General features: G+C 71.3%; 13 protein-coding genes. 7 read left to right on the top strand and 6 right to left on the bottom strand.

The annotated features are described in order from the left end of the window. Together AC30CM_RS23480 and AC30CM_RS23475 are read right to left on the bottom strand one after the other, a co-directional pair. The coding region (locus tag AC30CM_RS23480) for an AAA family ATPase (RefSeq protein WP_490119320.1) at positions 1-760 on the bottom strand (760 nt) is incomplete at its 3' end. Then, entirely contained in the window at positions 757-1,905 is a 1,149-nt protein-coding gene (locus AC30CM_RS23475) for a metallophosphoesterase family protein (protein WP_490119319.1), read from the bottom strand. The genes AC30CM_RS23480 and AC30CM_RS23475, both read right to left, overlap by 4 nt. 154 nt (positions 1,906-2,059) lie before the next feature. Here AC30CM_RS23475 and AC30CM_RS23470 point away from each other — a divergent pair, with 154 nt between their 5' ends. After that, the gene (locus tag AC30CM_RS23470; protein WP_490119318.1) at positions 2,060-2,554 is read left to right on the top strand and encodes a SixA phosphatase family protein; all 495 of its coding nucleotides are present in this window, start codon (positions 2,060-2,062) and stop codon (positions 2,552-2,554) included. A 28-nt stretch (positions 2,555-2,582) separates the two neighbouring features. Here the strand turns inward: AC30CM_RS23470 and AC30CM_RS23465 are convergent, their stop codons facing one another. Further along, positions 2,583-3,131, bottom strand: a complete 549-nt coding sequence (locus tag AC30CM_RS23465) for a DUF3558 domain-containing protein (protein WP_490119317.1) — start codon at positions 3,129-3,131, stop codon at positions 2,583-2,585. Further along, a complete protein-coding gene (locus AC30CM_RS23460) occupies positions 3,128-3,712 on the bottom strand; it encodes a DUF3558 domain-containing protein (protein WP_490119322.1) in 585 nt (194 codons plus the stop codon). Before AC30CM_RS23460 ends, AC30CM_RS23465 begins: the two co-directional genes overlap by 4 nt. Before the next feature lie 129 nt (positions 3,713-3,841). Here AC30CM_RS23460 and AC30CM_RS23455 point away from each other — a divergent pair, with 129 nt between their 5' ends. Further along, positions 3,842-5,578 carry an ABC transporter ATP-binding protein gene (locus AC30CM_RS23455; RefSeq protein ID WP_490119316.1) on the top strand — a complete coding sequence of 579 codons (1,737 nt, stop codon included), beginning with the start codon at positions 3,842-3,844 and terminating at the stop codon, positions 5,576-5,578. Next, complete coding sequence (locus tag AC30CM_RS23450) at positions 5,575-7,458, top strand: ABC transporter ATP-binding protein (RefSeq protein ID WP_490119315.1); 1,884 nt, start codon at positions 5,575-5,577, stop codon at positions 7,456-7,458. The genes AC30CM_RS23455 and AC30CM_RS23450 overlap by 4 nt, the downstream gene beginning before the upstream one ends. Positions 7,459-7,514: 56 nt before the next feature. On the opposite strand, the gene AC30CM_RS23445 is transcribed toward AC30CM_RS23450, so the two are convergent. Further along, positions 7,515-8,078 carry a hypothetical protein gene (locus tag AC30CM_RS23445; protein WP_490119314.1) on the bottom strand — a complete coding sequence of 188 codons (564 nt, stop codon included), beginning with the start codon at positions 8,076-8,078 and terminating at the stop codon, positions 7,515-7,517. Between the two features lie 195 nt (positions 8,079-8,273). Between AC30CM_RS23445 and AC30CM_RS23440 the strand changes: the two genes are divergently transcribed. From AC30CM_RS23440 to AC30CM_RS23425, 4 genes are read left to right on the top strand one after another with little or no spacing between them, the layout of a single operon-like run. After that, a complete protein-coding gene (locus AC30CM_RS23440; protein ID WP_490119313.1) occupies positions 8,274-9,284 on the top strand; it encodes an AIM24 family protein in 1,011 nt (336 codons plus the stop codon). Next, on the top strand, positions 9,281-10,828 hold the full coding sequence (locus tag AC30CM_RS23435) for a class I adenylate-forming enzyme family protein (RefSeq protein ID WP_490119312.1): 1,548 nt from the start codon (positions 9,281-9,283) through the stop codon (positions 10,826-10,828). The genes AC30CM_RS23440 and AC30CM_RS23435 overlap by 4 nt, the downstream gene beginning before the upstream one ends. A 43-nt stretch (positions 10,829-10,871) precedes the next feature. Further along, positions 10,872-11,075 carry a heavy-metal-associated domain-containing protein gene (locus tag AC30CM_RS23430; protein ID WP_490119311.1) on the top strand — a complete coding sequence of 68 codons (204 nt, stop codon included), beginning with the start codon at positions 10,872-10,874 and terminating at the stop codon, positions 11,073-11,075. Positions 11,076-11,082: 7 nt separating this feature from the next. Continuing rightward, positions 11,083-13,305, top strand: coding sequence for a heavy metal translocating P-type ATPase (locus tag AC30CM_RS23425; protein ID WP_490119310.1), 2,223 nt, complete (start codon positions 11,083-11,085; stop codon positions 13,303-13,305). 18 nt (positions 13,306-13,323) lie between these two features. Here AC30CM_RS23425 and AC30CM_RS23420 read toward each other — a convergent pair whose 3' ends face one another. Then, entirely contained in the window at positions 13,324-14,463 is a 1,140-nt protein-coding gene (locus tag AC30CM_RS23420; protein ID WP_490119309.1) for an adenylate/guanylate cyclase domain-containing protein, read from the bottom strand. Between the last annotated feature and the right edge of the window lie 3 nt (positions 14,464-14,466).

The following is a 14,466-nucleotide window of genomic DNA, read 5'->3' as shown; positions in this document are numbered from 1 at the left end:
GGTCGACGCGCGCCGTGGCCGCGGCGCGGTCCGCGACGACGACGGCCAGTTCTGCGGTGGTGGCCTCGTGCCGGGCCACGGCGTCCTCGACCTCGGCGACGCGGGCACGGCAGGCCGCCACGTCCTCGGCCGCGCTCTCGCGGCGCTTGCGTGCTGCTAGCCACTCCCCCGTCGGGCGGCCGGTGGCGGTGAAATACCGGCGGAACTCCTCGTCGATCCGGTCGATCAGCAGCGGTTCGGAACCGGAGAGTTCACCGCCTGCGGGCGGGGCCGACTGGCCCGCGGCCACGTCGAGGGCGCGCGACAGCGCGTCGGAACCGGACAGGTCGACCGGCGCCGTGGACGACGCCTGCAGCACGCGCTGCGCCTCCCACAGCCGCACGTCGACGGTCTGCGCGAGGATGGCCTCGACGCGTTCGTGCGCCTCGTCGCCGGTGAGCTGTTCGCGCGTCGGGGCGGTGATGGTGAGCGCCGTGACGGGCTTCTTGTGGAACCGCTTGTGGTAGGTGAATCGGTAGGGGCCGCTGCTGATCTCGGCCGTCACCTCGGCGCCCTCGTCGACGTGGGTGGGCTTGACCTGCTTGACGTCCTTCTTCGTGGAGCGGTCCTTGGACCCGAGCAGCAGGTCCAGCGCCTCGATCATCGAGGACTTGCCGATCTCGTTGGCACCGCTGACCACCACGACGCCGCGGTCGGGGAACTCGACGTCACGGTGGGCGATGCCACGGTAGTTGCGCAGCGTGAGGCGATGCAGTTTCACGCGGCACCCCGGTCCACCAGGCGCAGCAGCAGCGCCAGCGCGGCGCGCGCGTCCTCGGCGTCGGCGCCGTCGGCCTTGGCGGTGGCCACCAGCTCGTCGACGGCGGACGCGGCGAACCCGCCGATGCCCAGATCGGCGAACTCGCCGTCGGCGGGAACGACCGCGAGATCGGTCCTGCTGTCCCAGGTGGTCAACGCGGCGAACCGGCGGGCGTGCTTCTCCAGGCACTCTTCGAGCGCGGCCATGTCGGTGACCGTGAGCGACCCGTCGAGCGCCACCTGTACGACGGTGCGGTCCTTGTGCTCGAACAGGTCGAGGTTGAGGTCGAGGTCGACGATGTCGCGGGCGGTGTCGACGGTGTGGCTCAGCGAGACGAACCGCCAGCTGCCCACGCGGCGGGCGTCGACCGACACGGCGCGCGCGGGATCCGCCTCGTCGACGTCGACCACCAGCACGTAGCCGGGATCGGACTCCACGTGGTCGTAGTTGGTGACCTCCGGCGCACCGGAGTACCACACCCGGCCGGTCGTGCCGACCTGGGTGCGAGAGTGCTTGTCGCCCAACGCCACGTAGTGCACCGCACCGCGGGCCAGCGCCGCCTCGACCCGCCGCAACCCGATCAGCGAGGCCTTCTGCCGGTCGGGCTCGAACACGTCGACGCCGCCGTGGCCGACGACCACGCGCGTGACGCCGTCGGCGGGGACGTCGTCCAGCACGTCGCCCAGCAGGTCCGTCGTCGGCTTCTTGGAACGCCAAGGGGCGGCGACGATTTGCAGCCCCGGGCGGACGTCCACGACGCCGGCACGGTCGAGCACCACCACGTTGTCCGGCCGCTCCCGCAGGAACAGTGCGCTGGTGTACACGGACCCGGCATCCAACGGGTCGTGGTTGCCGGGCAGCAGATAGACCGGGACGCCGATGCGGCGCATGGCCTCGAGCGACTGGCTGACGACCGTGGGCGCCAGGTGGTTGTCGTCGAAGACGTCGCCGGCGACCACCACGAACTCCGCGCCCACCTCGGCGGCGAGGGGCCCCATGGTCGCGACCACGTCCCTGCGGGCGGCCGAATAGCGGGGCTGCGCCTCGGCATTGAGGAAGTGCCGGGTCATGCCGAGCTGCCAGTCGGCGGTGTGCAGGAACCGCATCCGGTGCGCCCTCCCCATGCTCGTCGGTCTCGGAACTGCTGCGAGTCTAGGACGGGGCTCCGACATCTCCCGGCACCGCCGCGCGACCTCGGGTGACCTGCGTCGGCAGGCGCGCGAAGGGGCCGCGCTAAGTTGGCCGGATGAGGTGGACCCGATGAGCCGAACGCTACTGCTGATGCGCCACGCGAAGTCCGGATACCCGGCCGGGGTGGCCGACCACGGCAGACCGCTGGCCTCCCGGGGGCTGCGTGAGGCACCGCTGGCCGGCGACTGGATCCGCGCCAACGCCCCCCGGGTGGACGCCGTGCTGTGTTCGTCGGCCACCCGCACCAGGCAGACGCTGGAGGGTACCGGCGTGACCGCGCCCGCCGACTTCCTCGACGACCTGTACGACGCCACCCCGGGCGCCGTGCTGGCCGCGATCAACCGGGTGTCCGACGACGTGACGACGCTGCTCGTCGTCGGCCACGAACCCACGACGTCGAGCTTGACGCTCGGACTCGCAGGTCCCGGCGGCGACGAGGCCGCCGCCCGCGACATCGCGGCGAAGTTCCCGACGTCGGCGATCGCGGTGTTGACCACGGACGCCCGCTGGGCCGACCTGGAACTCGGCGGCGCGACGCTGGTGTCGTTCCACGTGCCCCGCTGACCACCGCGCGCGCGAGCGCCCGGCGAGGCTAGTTGTTGGTGTTGAGCGTCAGCTCCATCAGCTTGATCGCCATGGCGCACGCGTCGATGCCCGGGGACTGCGGGTTGATCCACCAGCCGACCACGCCCGCGGCGTCGCTGGCGACACCGCACGCGCCGTTGGCGTCGTTGGTCTTCATGACGAACGACGGCACGCCCGCGACGGAGCGGTTCTCGATCGTGTACTTCAACTGCTCGGCCACCTGACGCTCGTGATCGAGGCTGCCCTGCTCGAACCAGAAGCGGGTGATGTCGATCAGACCCGACGGGTTGAGCGCCTGCCAGCGACAGATCGCCCCGACGAACGTGCTCTGGATGTCGAGCGGATCGGCGCCCACGGTCTGGGCCAGGATGTCCTGGGTCAGGACGTCGCACTCCTTGAGCAGGTTGGGGTAGGTGCGCTCGGAGTTGTCGTTGCGCGAGGTGTCCGAGCCTGCGCGCACCGCGGTGCCCTCGACGGTGCTCGTGCAGCCCGCCACGCCGGTCACCAGCAGCAGCGCCGCCGCTGCGGCCGCCACCCTGCCCACGCGCGCGCTCACTTCGAGTTCACGATCGACTGGCGGGTGAGTTCCTTGGCGACGTCACACGCGTCCGGGAACGGCTTCTGGGAGTAGCTGACCGACCATTCGATGAAGTCGTCGCCGAACCCGATGCCGATCTCGCACAGGTTCACACCCTGGGTGGGATCCTCGTTGAGTCCGATGAAGCCGTCGTGGCCCTCGATGTTGATGTCGTCGACGCTGGTCCTGGACAACTCCATGGTCTTTCGCTCCCGGCCGATGGGGCTGCCCCGGAACCAGGAGAACGAGAAGTGCGGTCCGAGGATGCTGCCGCCGGCCAGCCACTGGCAGCCGACCGACGTCTTGGCGGTGTTCACCAGGCCGTTGACCTGGGTGAGCTGGCTCACGGTGGCGTCGGAGATGCCGCCACACTCGGGGAAGAACGGGCCGTGCTGAGAGGCCGCGGACGGCGCCGGGCTCGCCGACGACGACGGGCCGGCCGGTTGGTCCGATCCCGAGCACGCGGCGAGGACGGGAAGCACGGCCGCCAGCCCGACGGTCAGTGTCTTGACACCGTGCCGCCGGCGTCGCCACCCCATGCCTCCGCGCGAACGTCCCATCACGCCCGCAACTGTAGCGGCACCCTGCGCGGCCAACCACCGACATGCCGACTGACCAGCCAGTTTTGGCGTGTTGACGGGTCGGCGCCGTGTGGCGGGGCCCACAGCGGGGTGTGCGACAGTAGCCAGATGCTCCTGGCGCTGCTGCGGCGATACGTGCGACCGTACCGCCGCCTGCTGGCCGTCGTCGCCGTGCTCCAGGTGGTCAGCACGCTGGCCTCGCTGTACTTGCCGACCATCAACGCGGCGATCATCGACGACGGGGTGGCCCGCGGCGACACCGGCGTCATCGTCGAACTCGGTGGTCTCATGTTGGCGGTGACGGGCCTGCAGGTGGTGTGCGCGGTGGGCGCGGTGTTCTTCGGTTCACGGGCGGGCATGGGGTTCGGCCGGGACCTGCGGTCGGCGATCTTCCATCACGTCACCGGGTTCTCCGCGCGGGAGGCCGGTCGGTTCGGCACTGCGTCGCTGCTCACCCGGTCCACCAACGACGTACAGCAGATCCAGGTGCTGGTGCAGATGACCGTCACCATGCTGGTCACCGCGCCCATCACCGCCGTCGGCGGCATCGCGATGGCCGTACACCTCGACGCCGGCCTGTCGTGGCTGCTGCTGGTCAGCGTGCCGCTGCTGGCGGTCGCCAACTTCTGGATCGTGTCGCGGCTGCTGCCGCTGTTTCGCGCCATGCAAGGCCTCATCGACGGCATCAACCGCGTACTGCGCGAACAACTCTCGGGGATCCGAGTCGTTCGCGCCTTCGCCAGGGAGTCGCTGGAGGCGGCTCGCTTCGCCGCGGCCAACCAGTCGCTGTCGGACACCGCACTGACCGTTGGCCGCTGGCAGGCCCTGATGCTGCCGGTGACGACCCTGGTCATCAACGTCTCGAGCGTCGCGCTCATCTGGTTCGGCGGCATGCGCATCGACGACGGCACCATGCAGGTGGGCGCCCTCATCGCGTTCCTGTCCTACTTCATGCAGATCCTCGTGTCGGTGTTGCTGGTCACCGTGGTGCTCGCAATCCTGCCGCGCGCCTCGGTGTGCGCCGAGCGGATCGGCGAGGTGTTCGCCACGTCCTCCTCCATCACCAGCCCCCGGCATCCGCATCGGCCCGCCGCCGTCACGGGCGTGGTGACGCTCGACGACGTGACGTTTCGCCATCCCGGAGCGGATCAACCGGTCTTGCAGGAGATCTCGTTCACGGCCCGACCGGGCAGCACGACGGCGGTGGTGGGGTCGACGGGTGCGGGCAAGTCGACGCTGGTGTCCCTGATCTGCCGGCTCTACGACGCCACCGGCGGCACGGTACGCATCGACGGCGTCGACGTCCGCGACTACGACGTCGAGGCACTGTGGGCGGCCATCGGGTTGGTACCCCAGCGCGGGTATCTGTTCTCCGGCACCGTCGCCGACAACCTGCGCTACGGCAAGCCGGACGCCGATGACGAGCAGATGTGGGAGGCGCTGCGCGTCGCGGCCGCCGACGAGTTCGTCTCGGCGCATCCGGAGGGCTTGCTCATGCCGGTGGCCCAGGGCGGCATCAACTTCTCCGGGGGCCAGCGGCAGCGGCTGGCCATTGCGCGGGCCGTCATCCGTCGACCCCGCATCTATCTGTTCGACGACGCGTTCTCCGCGCTGGACGTCCGCACCGACGCTCGGGTGCGTGCCGGGGTGCGCGAGGTCGCGGCCGACGCGACCGTGATCGTGGTGGCGCAGCGCATTTCGACGATCGCCGACGCCGATCAGATCGTGGTCGTCGACGACGGCCGCGTCGTGGGCGTCGGCGTGCACGCCGAGCTGATGGCGACGTGCCCCACCTACGCCGAGTTCGCCGACTCGCAGAGCGTCGGCGTGGGAGACCGCGGATGACGCGCGCACTGCGGGTGGCGCAGCTGCCGCCCGAGCGCACCCGGGACTTCCGGGGAACGGCGCGCCGGCTGCTGAGGCGCCTGACGCCGCAACGCGGCCTCACGGCGACGGTGCTGCTGCTGGGCGTGGCGGGCATCGCCATCGGCGTCGTGGGCCCGCGCATCCTCGGCCATGCCACCGACCTGCTGTTCAACGGCGTGATCGGCCGGGAACTGCCCGCCGGCCTGACCAAGGAGCAGGCCGTCGCGGCGGCCCGCGCGCGGGGGGACGGCGCGTTCGCCGATCTGCTGTCGGGGATGGCCGTCGTCCCCGGTCGCGGGGTCGACTTCACCGCGGTGGGACGCACCCTGCTATTGGCGCTGGGGCTGTATCTGATTGCGGCACTGCTGGTGTGGGCGCAAGCCCGGCTGCTCAACGTGGTCGTGCAACGCACCATGGTGCGGATGCGCGCCGACGTGCAGGCCAAGGTGCACCGACTTCCGTTGGCGTACTTCGACACCCGGCAGCGTGGCGAGGTGCTGAGTCGAGTGACCAACGACGTCGACAACATCGCCTCGGCGTTGTCGCAAACTCTCAGCCAACTGTTGACCTCGGTGCTCACCGTGGTCGCGGTGTTGGCGATGATGCTGACGATCTCGCCCCTGCTGACCGCCATCACGGTGGTCGTGGTGCCGGTGTCGCTGTGGGCGACGCGCACCATCGCGCGCCGGTCGCAGCGGCTGTTCGTGGCGCAGTGGCGCAACACCGGCAGGCTGAACGCGCACGTCGAGGAGACCTACAGCGGGTTCACGGTGGTCAAGACGTTCGGTCACCGCGCGCTCGCCGAGGAACGCTTCCGCGAGCTGAACGCCGACGTCTACGAGGCGAGCTTCGGTGCGCAGTTCCTCTCCGGTCTGGTGTCGCCGGTGACGACGTTCATCGGCAACGTCAGCTACGTCGCGGTCGCGGTGTCGGGCGGCGTGCAGGTCGCGACCGGGCAGATCACGCTGGGCAGCATCCAAGCCTTCATCCAGTACGTCCGCCAGTTCAACCAGCCGCTGACCCAGGTGGCGTCGATGTACAACACGATGCAGTCCGGCATCGCCAGCGCCGAGCGCGTCTTCGACCTCCTCGACGCCGACGAGCAGACCCCGGACCCGGTGGCGCCGGACCCCGCTCGCGGTGGGGGCCGCGTCGAGTTCGAACACGTCGACTTCGCCTATCGCCCGGGCACACCGGTGATCTCGGACCTGTCGCTGGTGGTGGAACCGGGCAGCACGGTGGCGATCGTGGGGCCCACCGGTGCGGGCAAGACGACGCTGGTGAACCTGCTGATGCGGTTCTACGACGTCGACGGCGGGCGCATCCTGCTCGACGGCGTCGACGTCACCGCGATGTCGCGCCACGCCGTGCGGTCCCGCATCGGCATGGTGCTGCAGGACACGTGGCTGTTCGGCGGCACGATCTACGACAACATCGCCTACGGCAGGCCCGACGCCACCGAAGCCGAGGTGTTGGCCGCGGCCGCCTCGGCGCACGTCGACCACTTCGTGCGCACGCTGCCCGAGGGGTATGCCACCCGCGTCGACGACGACGGGGGCAACCTCAGCGCCGGAGAGAAGCAGCTCATCACGATCGCCCGCGCCATCCTGGCCCGGCCGCAGCTGCTCATCCTCGACGAGGCCACCAGCTCGGTGGACACCCGCACGGAACTGCTCATCGGCCAGGCGACGGCCGAACTGCGCCGCGACCGCACCAGTTTCATCATCGCGCACCGGCTCTCGACGATCCGCGACGCCGACACGATCCTGGTCATGGAGCGGGGCCGCATCGTCGAGAGCGGCACCCACGCCGACCTGCTGGCCCGCCGCGGCGAGTACTGGACCATGACCCAGGCCTGACCCGGACCCGACCGAGACCTGACCCGGGCCCGACCGACGCCTGACCCGGGCGCCCGCTACAGGCCGGGTCCCTCGGCGCGCAGGTCGTCGACCGTGGACATGGCCTCGCGCAGCTTGCCCAGCCATTCGTCGGCGTGTTCGCCGACCAGCCGGACCGACCAGGCCAGCGCGTCCGCACGCGACCGCGCGACCCCCGCGTCGACCAGCGTGTCCAACACCTGGCGTTCGGGCTGCCGCAGCCGCGTCATGACGGGTACGGCGAGATGGGTGAACAGGATGCGCTCGGCGGCCGGGGACCCCGGCTCGCCGATCTCGACGCCCCAGGCCACCTTGCGCCCGAACCGGTCCTCGGCCTCGTCGGCGATGCGCATGCGCTCGGCGCGCGTCTGCTCGCGGAAGCGCGCGGCGCGTCCCGATGCCTTGGCCTCGCTGTGCTCGCCGTCGAGTTCGGGTAGGCGGCCCACGACCGTGATCTCCTCGCGGTCGACGACGACGGTCGGGTCGCCGACGAACCACTCGTCGGGCAGCCGCCCGGCGAACCAGTCGGGCGCCGTGCTGGCGTCGGGTTGGTCGGATTGCTGCCAGCCGCCGGGGCGGCCGTGGTGATGACGTGTTCTCATGATTACATCATTACACCGTTACATCGCAGTTCAGGCGGGCTTCGCGCACGGCGAAACGACCCGCAGCCCGGACGCGGCGAGCACGGCTGCCGGGCACGCCCGACGGTGCCGCGATTGCCATAGGGTTTGAGTAGGCGGGCTCGCCACGCGGGCTCGGCACACGACCCAGGCAACGACGCATGCGAGGAGTGACCGGTGACCGGACCCGGAGCAGGAAGCTGGCAGCCCGATCCCGAGGGGCGGTTCGACTACCGCTGGTGGGACGGCCGTACCTGGACCGACCAGGTATCCCAGCAAGGACGCGCGTTCACGGCACCGCTCGGCGGGGGACCCGCCGCGGGCATGCAGGGCGGGGGACCCGGCGCGGGCCGCCACGAGGCCGAGGCGCGGTACGAGCCCCAGACACGGTTCGAAGACCAGGCACGGCACGAACAGCAGGCACAGCACGGGTACCAGGCGCAGTACGAACACCCGGGCTCCCACGGCCAGTACGGGGGCACGCCCCAGCAGGCGTTCGCGCCGCTGGGCGACGGCGGCTTCGCCGGCATCACCGGCGATCTGGTCGACGGCCGCTTCAGCGAGAAGGAGGCCAAGGCCGTCGCCAACCAGAACGACCGGATGCTGCGGGTGCGGCTCGGCGAACCGTTCCTGGCGCGGCAGGGCTCCATGGTCGCCTACCAGGGCAACGTGGAGTTCTCGTTCGAGGGTGGCGGCGCGGGCAAGTTCTTGAAGAAGGCGATCACCGGTGAGGGCCTGCCGCTGATGCGCTGTCAGGGCCAGGGCGACGTGTTCCTCGCCGAGAACGCCAATGACGTACACCTGCTGCAACTCGAGAACTCCGGCCTGTCGGTCAGCGGCAAGAACGTGTTGGCGTTCTCGGCGAGCCTGGACTGGAACATCGAGCGCGTGAAGGGCGGCAGCATCGCCACCGGCGGACTGTTCAACACCACACTGCGCGGATCGGGCTGGGTGGCCATCACCACCGACGGCCCCCCGGTGGTTCTCGACGCGGGTGAGGCGCCGACCTACGCCGACACCAATGCCGTCGTCGCGTGGTCGGCCAACCTGCAGACGCAGCTCAAGACCAGCTTCAAGGCCGGCGCGCTGATCGGGCGGGGCTCCGGGGAGGCGCTGCAGGTGGCGTTCCACGGGCAGGGCTTCGTCATCGTGCAGCCCTCGGAGGGCGTGCAGTACCCGGTGCAGTGACCACCTGGAGCGCCGAGGTCTGCCGCGGCACCTACGGCGGGCACGAGGGCCTGCGCTACGCCGACGGTCCGACCACGTTCGCCGAACTGCTGGCAGGCACGGAGATCTGGACCGACCGCACGTTCCTGGTCCACGGCGACCGCCGCATCTCCTACGCCGAGTTCCGCGCGGCGGTGCACGCCGCGCGGGCGAGCCTGGACGTCGACGTCGGCGACCGCGTCATGGTGTTCGGCTTCAACTCACCGGAGTGGATCGTCGCGCTGTGGGCCGCGTGGGCCGCGGGCGCGGTCCCCGTGCTGGCCAACCGATGGTGGAGTGCGGCCGAGATCGAGCACGCGGCAACGGTTCTCGAGCCGAAGCGGGTGCTCAGCGACACCGAGCTGACCATCGGCGGCCGGCCTCTCGGCGACCTCGCGGCGGCGTTCACCGCCGCGCCGGACGCATCCGGCGCCGCGTTCCCGGCCACCGACGTCGACGCGACGGCGCTGGTGCTGTTCACGTCGGGCAGCTCGGGCATGCCCAAGGCCGTCGAGCTGTCGCGGCGCGCGGTGATCGCCAACCAGCAGGGCATCCTGGCGCGCAGCCGCCGCTTTCCGCATCTGCTGACCGCCGACTCGCCGCGGGCCGTCAGCCTGGCGACCACCCCGATGTTCCACGTCGGGGGGTTGTCGAGCCTGCTGACGCACTTCCTGACGGGCGGCACGATCGTCATGGCGCAGGGCCGGTTCGACGCCGGGCACGTCCTCGAACTCATCGAGCGCGAACGCGTGCAGATCTGGGGTGCCGTACCCACCATGGCGGTTCGGTTGCTCGCGCATCCGGACTTCGGTTCCTACGACCTGAGCAGCCTGAAGTCGTGGCCGCTGGGCGGGGCACCGGTGCGCACCGACCTGCTGGACCGCATCCGCGCCGCGCTGCCGAACCTACGGGAGCGTGGCCTGTCCAACACGTGGGGCATGACCGAGGCGGGCGGGTTCCTCACCGCAGCCGACGCCCGTGACCTGGCCGTACATCCGAGCACGGTCGGACGGCCCTATCCCGTGGTGGAACTGCGCATCGCCGACCCCGACCCCGCCGGCGTCGGCGAGGTGCTGGCCCGTTCCCCCACGGTGATGAACGGCTACGCGGGAATGCCCGACGATGCGACGGTCGACGCCGAGGGCTGGTTGCACACCGGCGATCTGGGCCACCTGTCCGAGGACGGCTATCTGTTCATCGACGGTCGCGCCAAGGACGTCGTGATTCGCGGTGGCGAGAACATCGCCACCCCGCGCGTGGAGGCGGCCATCGCCACCCACCCCGACGTGCGCGACGTGGCCGCGTTCGGCGTCCCGCACGCCGATCTGGGGGAAGAGCTGGTGGCGGTGGTGGTCCACGACCCGGACCGCCCGGCGCCCACGCCGGAGGGTTTGACGGCCCACGTCTCGGGCACGCTGTCGTCGTTCGCGGTGCCGTCCCGCTGGCTGTTCCGCACCGAGCCCCTGCCGACGCTCGCGGCGGGCAAGGTCGACAAGGTGACGCTGGCCCGCGAGGTCACCGCCTGACATCCCTGGTACCCATACCCCCCATGGGTATATGATCGGCGTCATGAGCATGGTCTTCGACGTTCACGGCATGAGTTGCGCACACTGCGTCGCCGCCATCACTGCGGCCGTCTCCCCGCTGCCCGGGGTCGATTTCGTCGACGTCGACGTGGCGGCGGGCACCGTCCGCGTAGAGGGGTCGCCCGACGCCGCGCAGGTGGCGGCCGCCATCGAGGACGCCGGTTACGACGTCACGGCCGCGGCGTGAGGCCGAGATGACCGACGTGACCTCCACCCATCACGTGACGCTCTCGGTGAGCGGCATGACGTGCGCCTCGTGCGCCGCGCGAATCGAGAAGCGGCTCAACAAGATCGACGGCGTCCACGCCGACGTGAACTTCGCCACCGCACAGGCCGCCGTCTCCTACCCGGACGCCGTCTCCCCGGACGACCTGGTGGCCGCCGTGGCGGCCACCGGCTATTCCGCGACCCTGCCGCCACCTCCCGGGGCACCCACCGACGAGGCAGAGGCCGAGGCGCCCTACCTGTCGCGACTGCTCGGCTCGGCCGCCCTCGCCGTGCCCGTCGTCGCCCTGTCGATGGTGCCCGCACTGCAATTCCCCGGATGGGCGTGGCTGGCCCTCGCGCTCACCACCCCGGTGGTGTCCTGGGGCGCCTGGCCCTTCCATCGGGCCACGGCGACCAACCTGCGCCACGGTGCCGCCACCATGGACACGCTCATCTCGGTGGGCGTGCTCGCCGCCTACCTGTGGTCGACGTGGGAGCTGGCGTCCAGCAGCATCGCCCATGCCGCCCACCAACCGCACCTCTACCTCGAGGTGGCCGCCGTCGTCACCACGTTCGTCCTGCTCGGCCGTACCCTCGAGGATCGCGCCAAGCGCCGTTCCGGCGCCGCGCTCAGAGCGCTGCTCGACATGGGCGCCAAGGACGTCGCGGTGCTGCGCGACGGCGTCGAGACCCGGGTTCCCATCGGCGAATTGGCCGTCGACGACGAGTTCGTGGTACGCCCCGGCGAGAAGATCGCGACCGACGGCGTGGTGCTCACCGGCGCGTCGGCCGTCGACGCCTCGATGTTGACGGGGGAATCGGTGCCCGTCGAGGTTCGACCCGGTGCCGAGGTGACCGGCGGCTGCGTCAACGTGGGCGGGTTGCTGCGGGTGCGCGCCACGCGCGTCGGCGCCGACACCCAGCTGGCGCAGATGGCACGCCTGGTGGCCGACGCCCAGGCCGGCAAGGCGGGCGTCCAGCGGCTCGCCGATCGCGTGTCGGCGGTGTTCGTCCCCGTCGTGCTGGCGCTGTCCCTGCTGACCCTGGGCGGCTGGCTGCTGGCCGGCGGCTCCGCGTCGGCGGCCTTCACCGCGGCCGTCGCCGTCCTGATCATCGCCTGCCCGTGCGCGCTGGGACTGGCCACGCCCACCGCCCTCCTCGTCGGGACGGGTCGCGGCGCCCAGCTCGGCATCCTGATCAAGGGCCCGCAGGTGCTGGAGTCGACGCGTCGCGTCGACACCGTGGTGCTGGACAAGACCGGCACCATCACCGAGGGGCGGATGGGCGTCGTGGGGATGGCCGTGGGAATGGCCGAAGCGGGGGCGCACCACACGGTCGGGGCGACCGACGCCGACGACGTGCTGCGCCTGGCCGGCGCCGTCGAGAGCGGGTCCGAACACCCGATCGCCCGGGCCATCGTCACCCACGCCGCCGCCACCGGGCCGCTGGCCGACGTCACCGACTTCGCGGGACACGGCGGGCTGGGGGTCACCGGCGTCGTCGACGGTCACCGGGTCGCCGTCGGCCGCCTGAGCTGGCTGCTCGACGGCGCCGCCGGTCCGGGAGCACCCGAGGAACTGGTGGGCGCCGCCGACGCGGCCGCCGCCCGCGGCGAGACACCGGTGTGGGTGGCCGTCGACGGTCGGGTGCGCGCCGTGATCGTCGTTGCCGACACCGTCAAACCGACTGCTGCAGACGCCATTTCGCAGCTACACCGGATGGGGTTGCGCACCGTGCTGCTGACCGGCGACAACGTCACCGCGGCGCGGGCCGTGGCCGACGAGGTGGGCATCGACACGGTGATCGCCGAGGTGTTGCCCGCCGACAAGGCCGACCACGTCGCCCGACTGCGAGCCGAGGGCCACGTGGTGGCCATGGTCGGCGACGGCGTGAACGACGCCGCCGCGCTGGCCCGCGCCGACCTGGGCCTGGCGATGGGGACGGGCACCGACGTCGCCATCGAGGCATCGGACCTGACGCTGGTCACCGGAGACGTGCGCGCGGTGCCGGACGCCATCCGGCTGTCACGCGCGACGCTGCGCATCATCAAGGGCAACCTCTTCTGGGCGTTCGCCTACAACGCCGCGGCGCTACCCCTGGCGGCCTTCGGGCTGCTCAACCCCATGATCGCCGGCGCGGCCATGGCGTTCAGCTCGGTCTTCGTGGTGACCAACAGCCTGCGGCTGCGGCGGTTCACGCCGGCGCGCTGACGGCTCAGCGGGCCGACGTCACTCCTCGCCGGTGGCCCGCCGGGCGCGGAACAGCTTGACGTCCCCGGAGATGCCCTTGAGGTGCCGAGCGCCCGCGAACGACCACCGGAACCGGTCGTCGTCGCCGACGGCGTCGCGCGTCGACTCCGCCGCGAGGATGGCGCCGGGGCGCGACGCCGAGGTGACCCGGGCTGCGAGGTTGACCGCCCCGCCGAACCAGTCCCCCGCGCGGCTGACGGCCAGGCCCGTGGCGGCGCCGGCCCGTAGCCGCGGGAAGCCCTCGATGGCTTCGGTCATCTCGACCAGCGCCAGCAGCGCCTCGAGCATGGCCGCCGGGTCGGTGCTGACGAGCATCACCTCGTCGCCGATGCTCTTGATGTAGCGCACCGGCGGCTGGGCGACCTCGCGTGCCAGATCGGTCAGCCGGTGCGCGAGCCGCTCCAAGTCCTCGGGCGGCACGGTCTCCCCCAGCCGCGTGAATCCCACAAGGTCGGCGAACCCCAGCGTCACCTCGCGCGCGCCGGGTAGCGGCAGCCCGTCGGCACGCTCGCTGGCGCTGACCGCCTCGGTCTCCATCACGTGCAGCAGCTGCACCTTCAACAGATCGGTGATCATCGGCCCCAGCAGCGGGGCGACCGAGAACATCAGCGCCTCGGTGCCCTTGGCGATCTCGAGTTCGCTCGACCCGTCGCGCATCACCGACGCCAGCGCCACCCAGCGCATCACCTCCGTGGCGCGGGTCAGCCCCTCGGCCAGTACCTGCACCACCAGCACGATCTGCTCGGGCGTGAACCCGAGGTCCAAGAACTTCTTGGCGTACGCGGCGGACTCGGCGTCGACGCGCAGGTAGACCTGGGCGTCGGGATCGTCGACGCGCGGCAGCCCGCTGGCGCGCTGGATGCGCTCCAGCAGGTCGAGGTCCAGCCCCGTCTCCTCGCAGATCTGGTGCGCCGACAGCCGTGAGCCGTCCTCCCCGAGGACACGCCGGCCGGCCAACAGCATCGGCTGGATCGAATCGCCGATCTCCTCGACGGTGATGCCGCGCTCCAGCAGCCACGGGATCAGTTCTGCGCGTTGGGTCCGCGCGTCGCCGTCGAGGCCGTCCAGGAGCGCGGCGATGTCCGGGTCGGCACGACGGGAAGACCGGTGGGCAGCCACCCG

The organism is Mycobacterium sp. DHQP2018-32-09 (assembly GCF_058148405.1).
The sequence above is the reverse complement of the archived record's forward strand: the minus strand, read 5'-3'. Positions and strand labels throughout refer to the sequence as shown.

Coding starts and splice junctions, on each gene's coding strand:
- AC30CM_RS23475 (WP_490119319.1), bottom strand. CDS start 1,905: ATGCGGTTCCTGCACACCGCCGACTGGCAGCTCGGCATGACCCGGCAC.
- AC30CM_RS23470 (WP_490119318.1), top strand. CDS start 2,060: ATGAGCCGAACGCTACTGCTGATGCGCCACGCGAAGTCCGGATACCCG.
- AC30CM_RS23460 (WP_490119322.1), bottom strand. CDS start 3,712: ATGGGACGTTCGCGCGGAGGCATGGGGTGGCGACGCCGGCGGCACGGT.
- AC30CM_RS23455 (WP_490119316.1), top strand. CDS start 3,842: ATGCTCCTGGCGCTGCTGCGGCGATACGTGCGACCGTACCGCCGCCTG.
- AC30CM_RS23450 (WP_490119315.1), top strand. CDS start 5,575: ATGACGCGCGCACTGCGGGTGGCGCAGCTGCCGCCCGAGCGCACCCGG.
- AC30CM_RS23445 (WP_490119314.1), bottom strand. CDS start 8,078: ATGAGAACACGTCATCACCACGGCCGCCCCGGCGGCTGGCAGCAATCC.
- AC30CM_RS23430 (WP_490119311.1), top strand. CDS start 10,872: ATGAGCATGGTCTTCGACGTTCACGGCATGAGTTGCGCACACTGCGTC.
- AC30CM_RS23425 (WP_490119310.1), top strand. CDS start 11,083: ATGACCGACGTGACCTCCACCCATCACGTGACGCTCTCGGTGAGCGGC.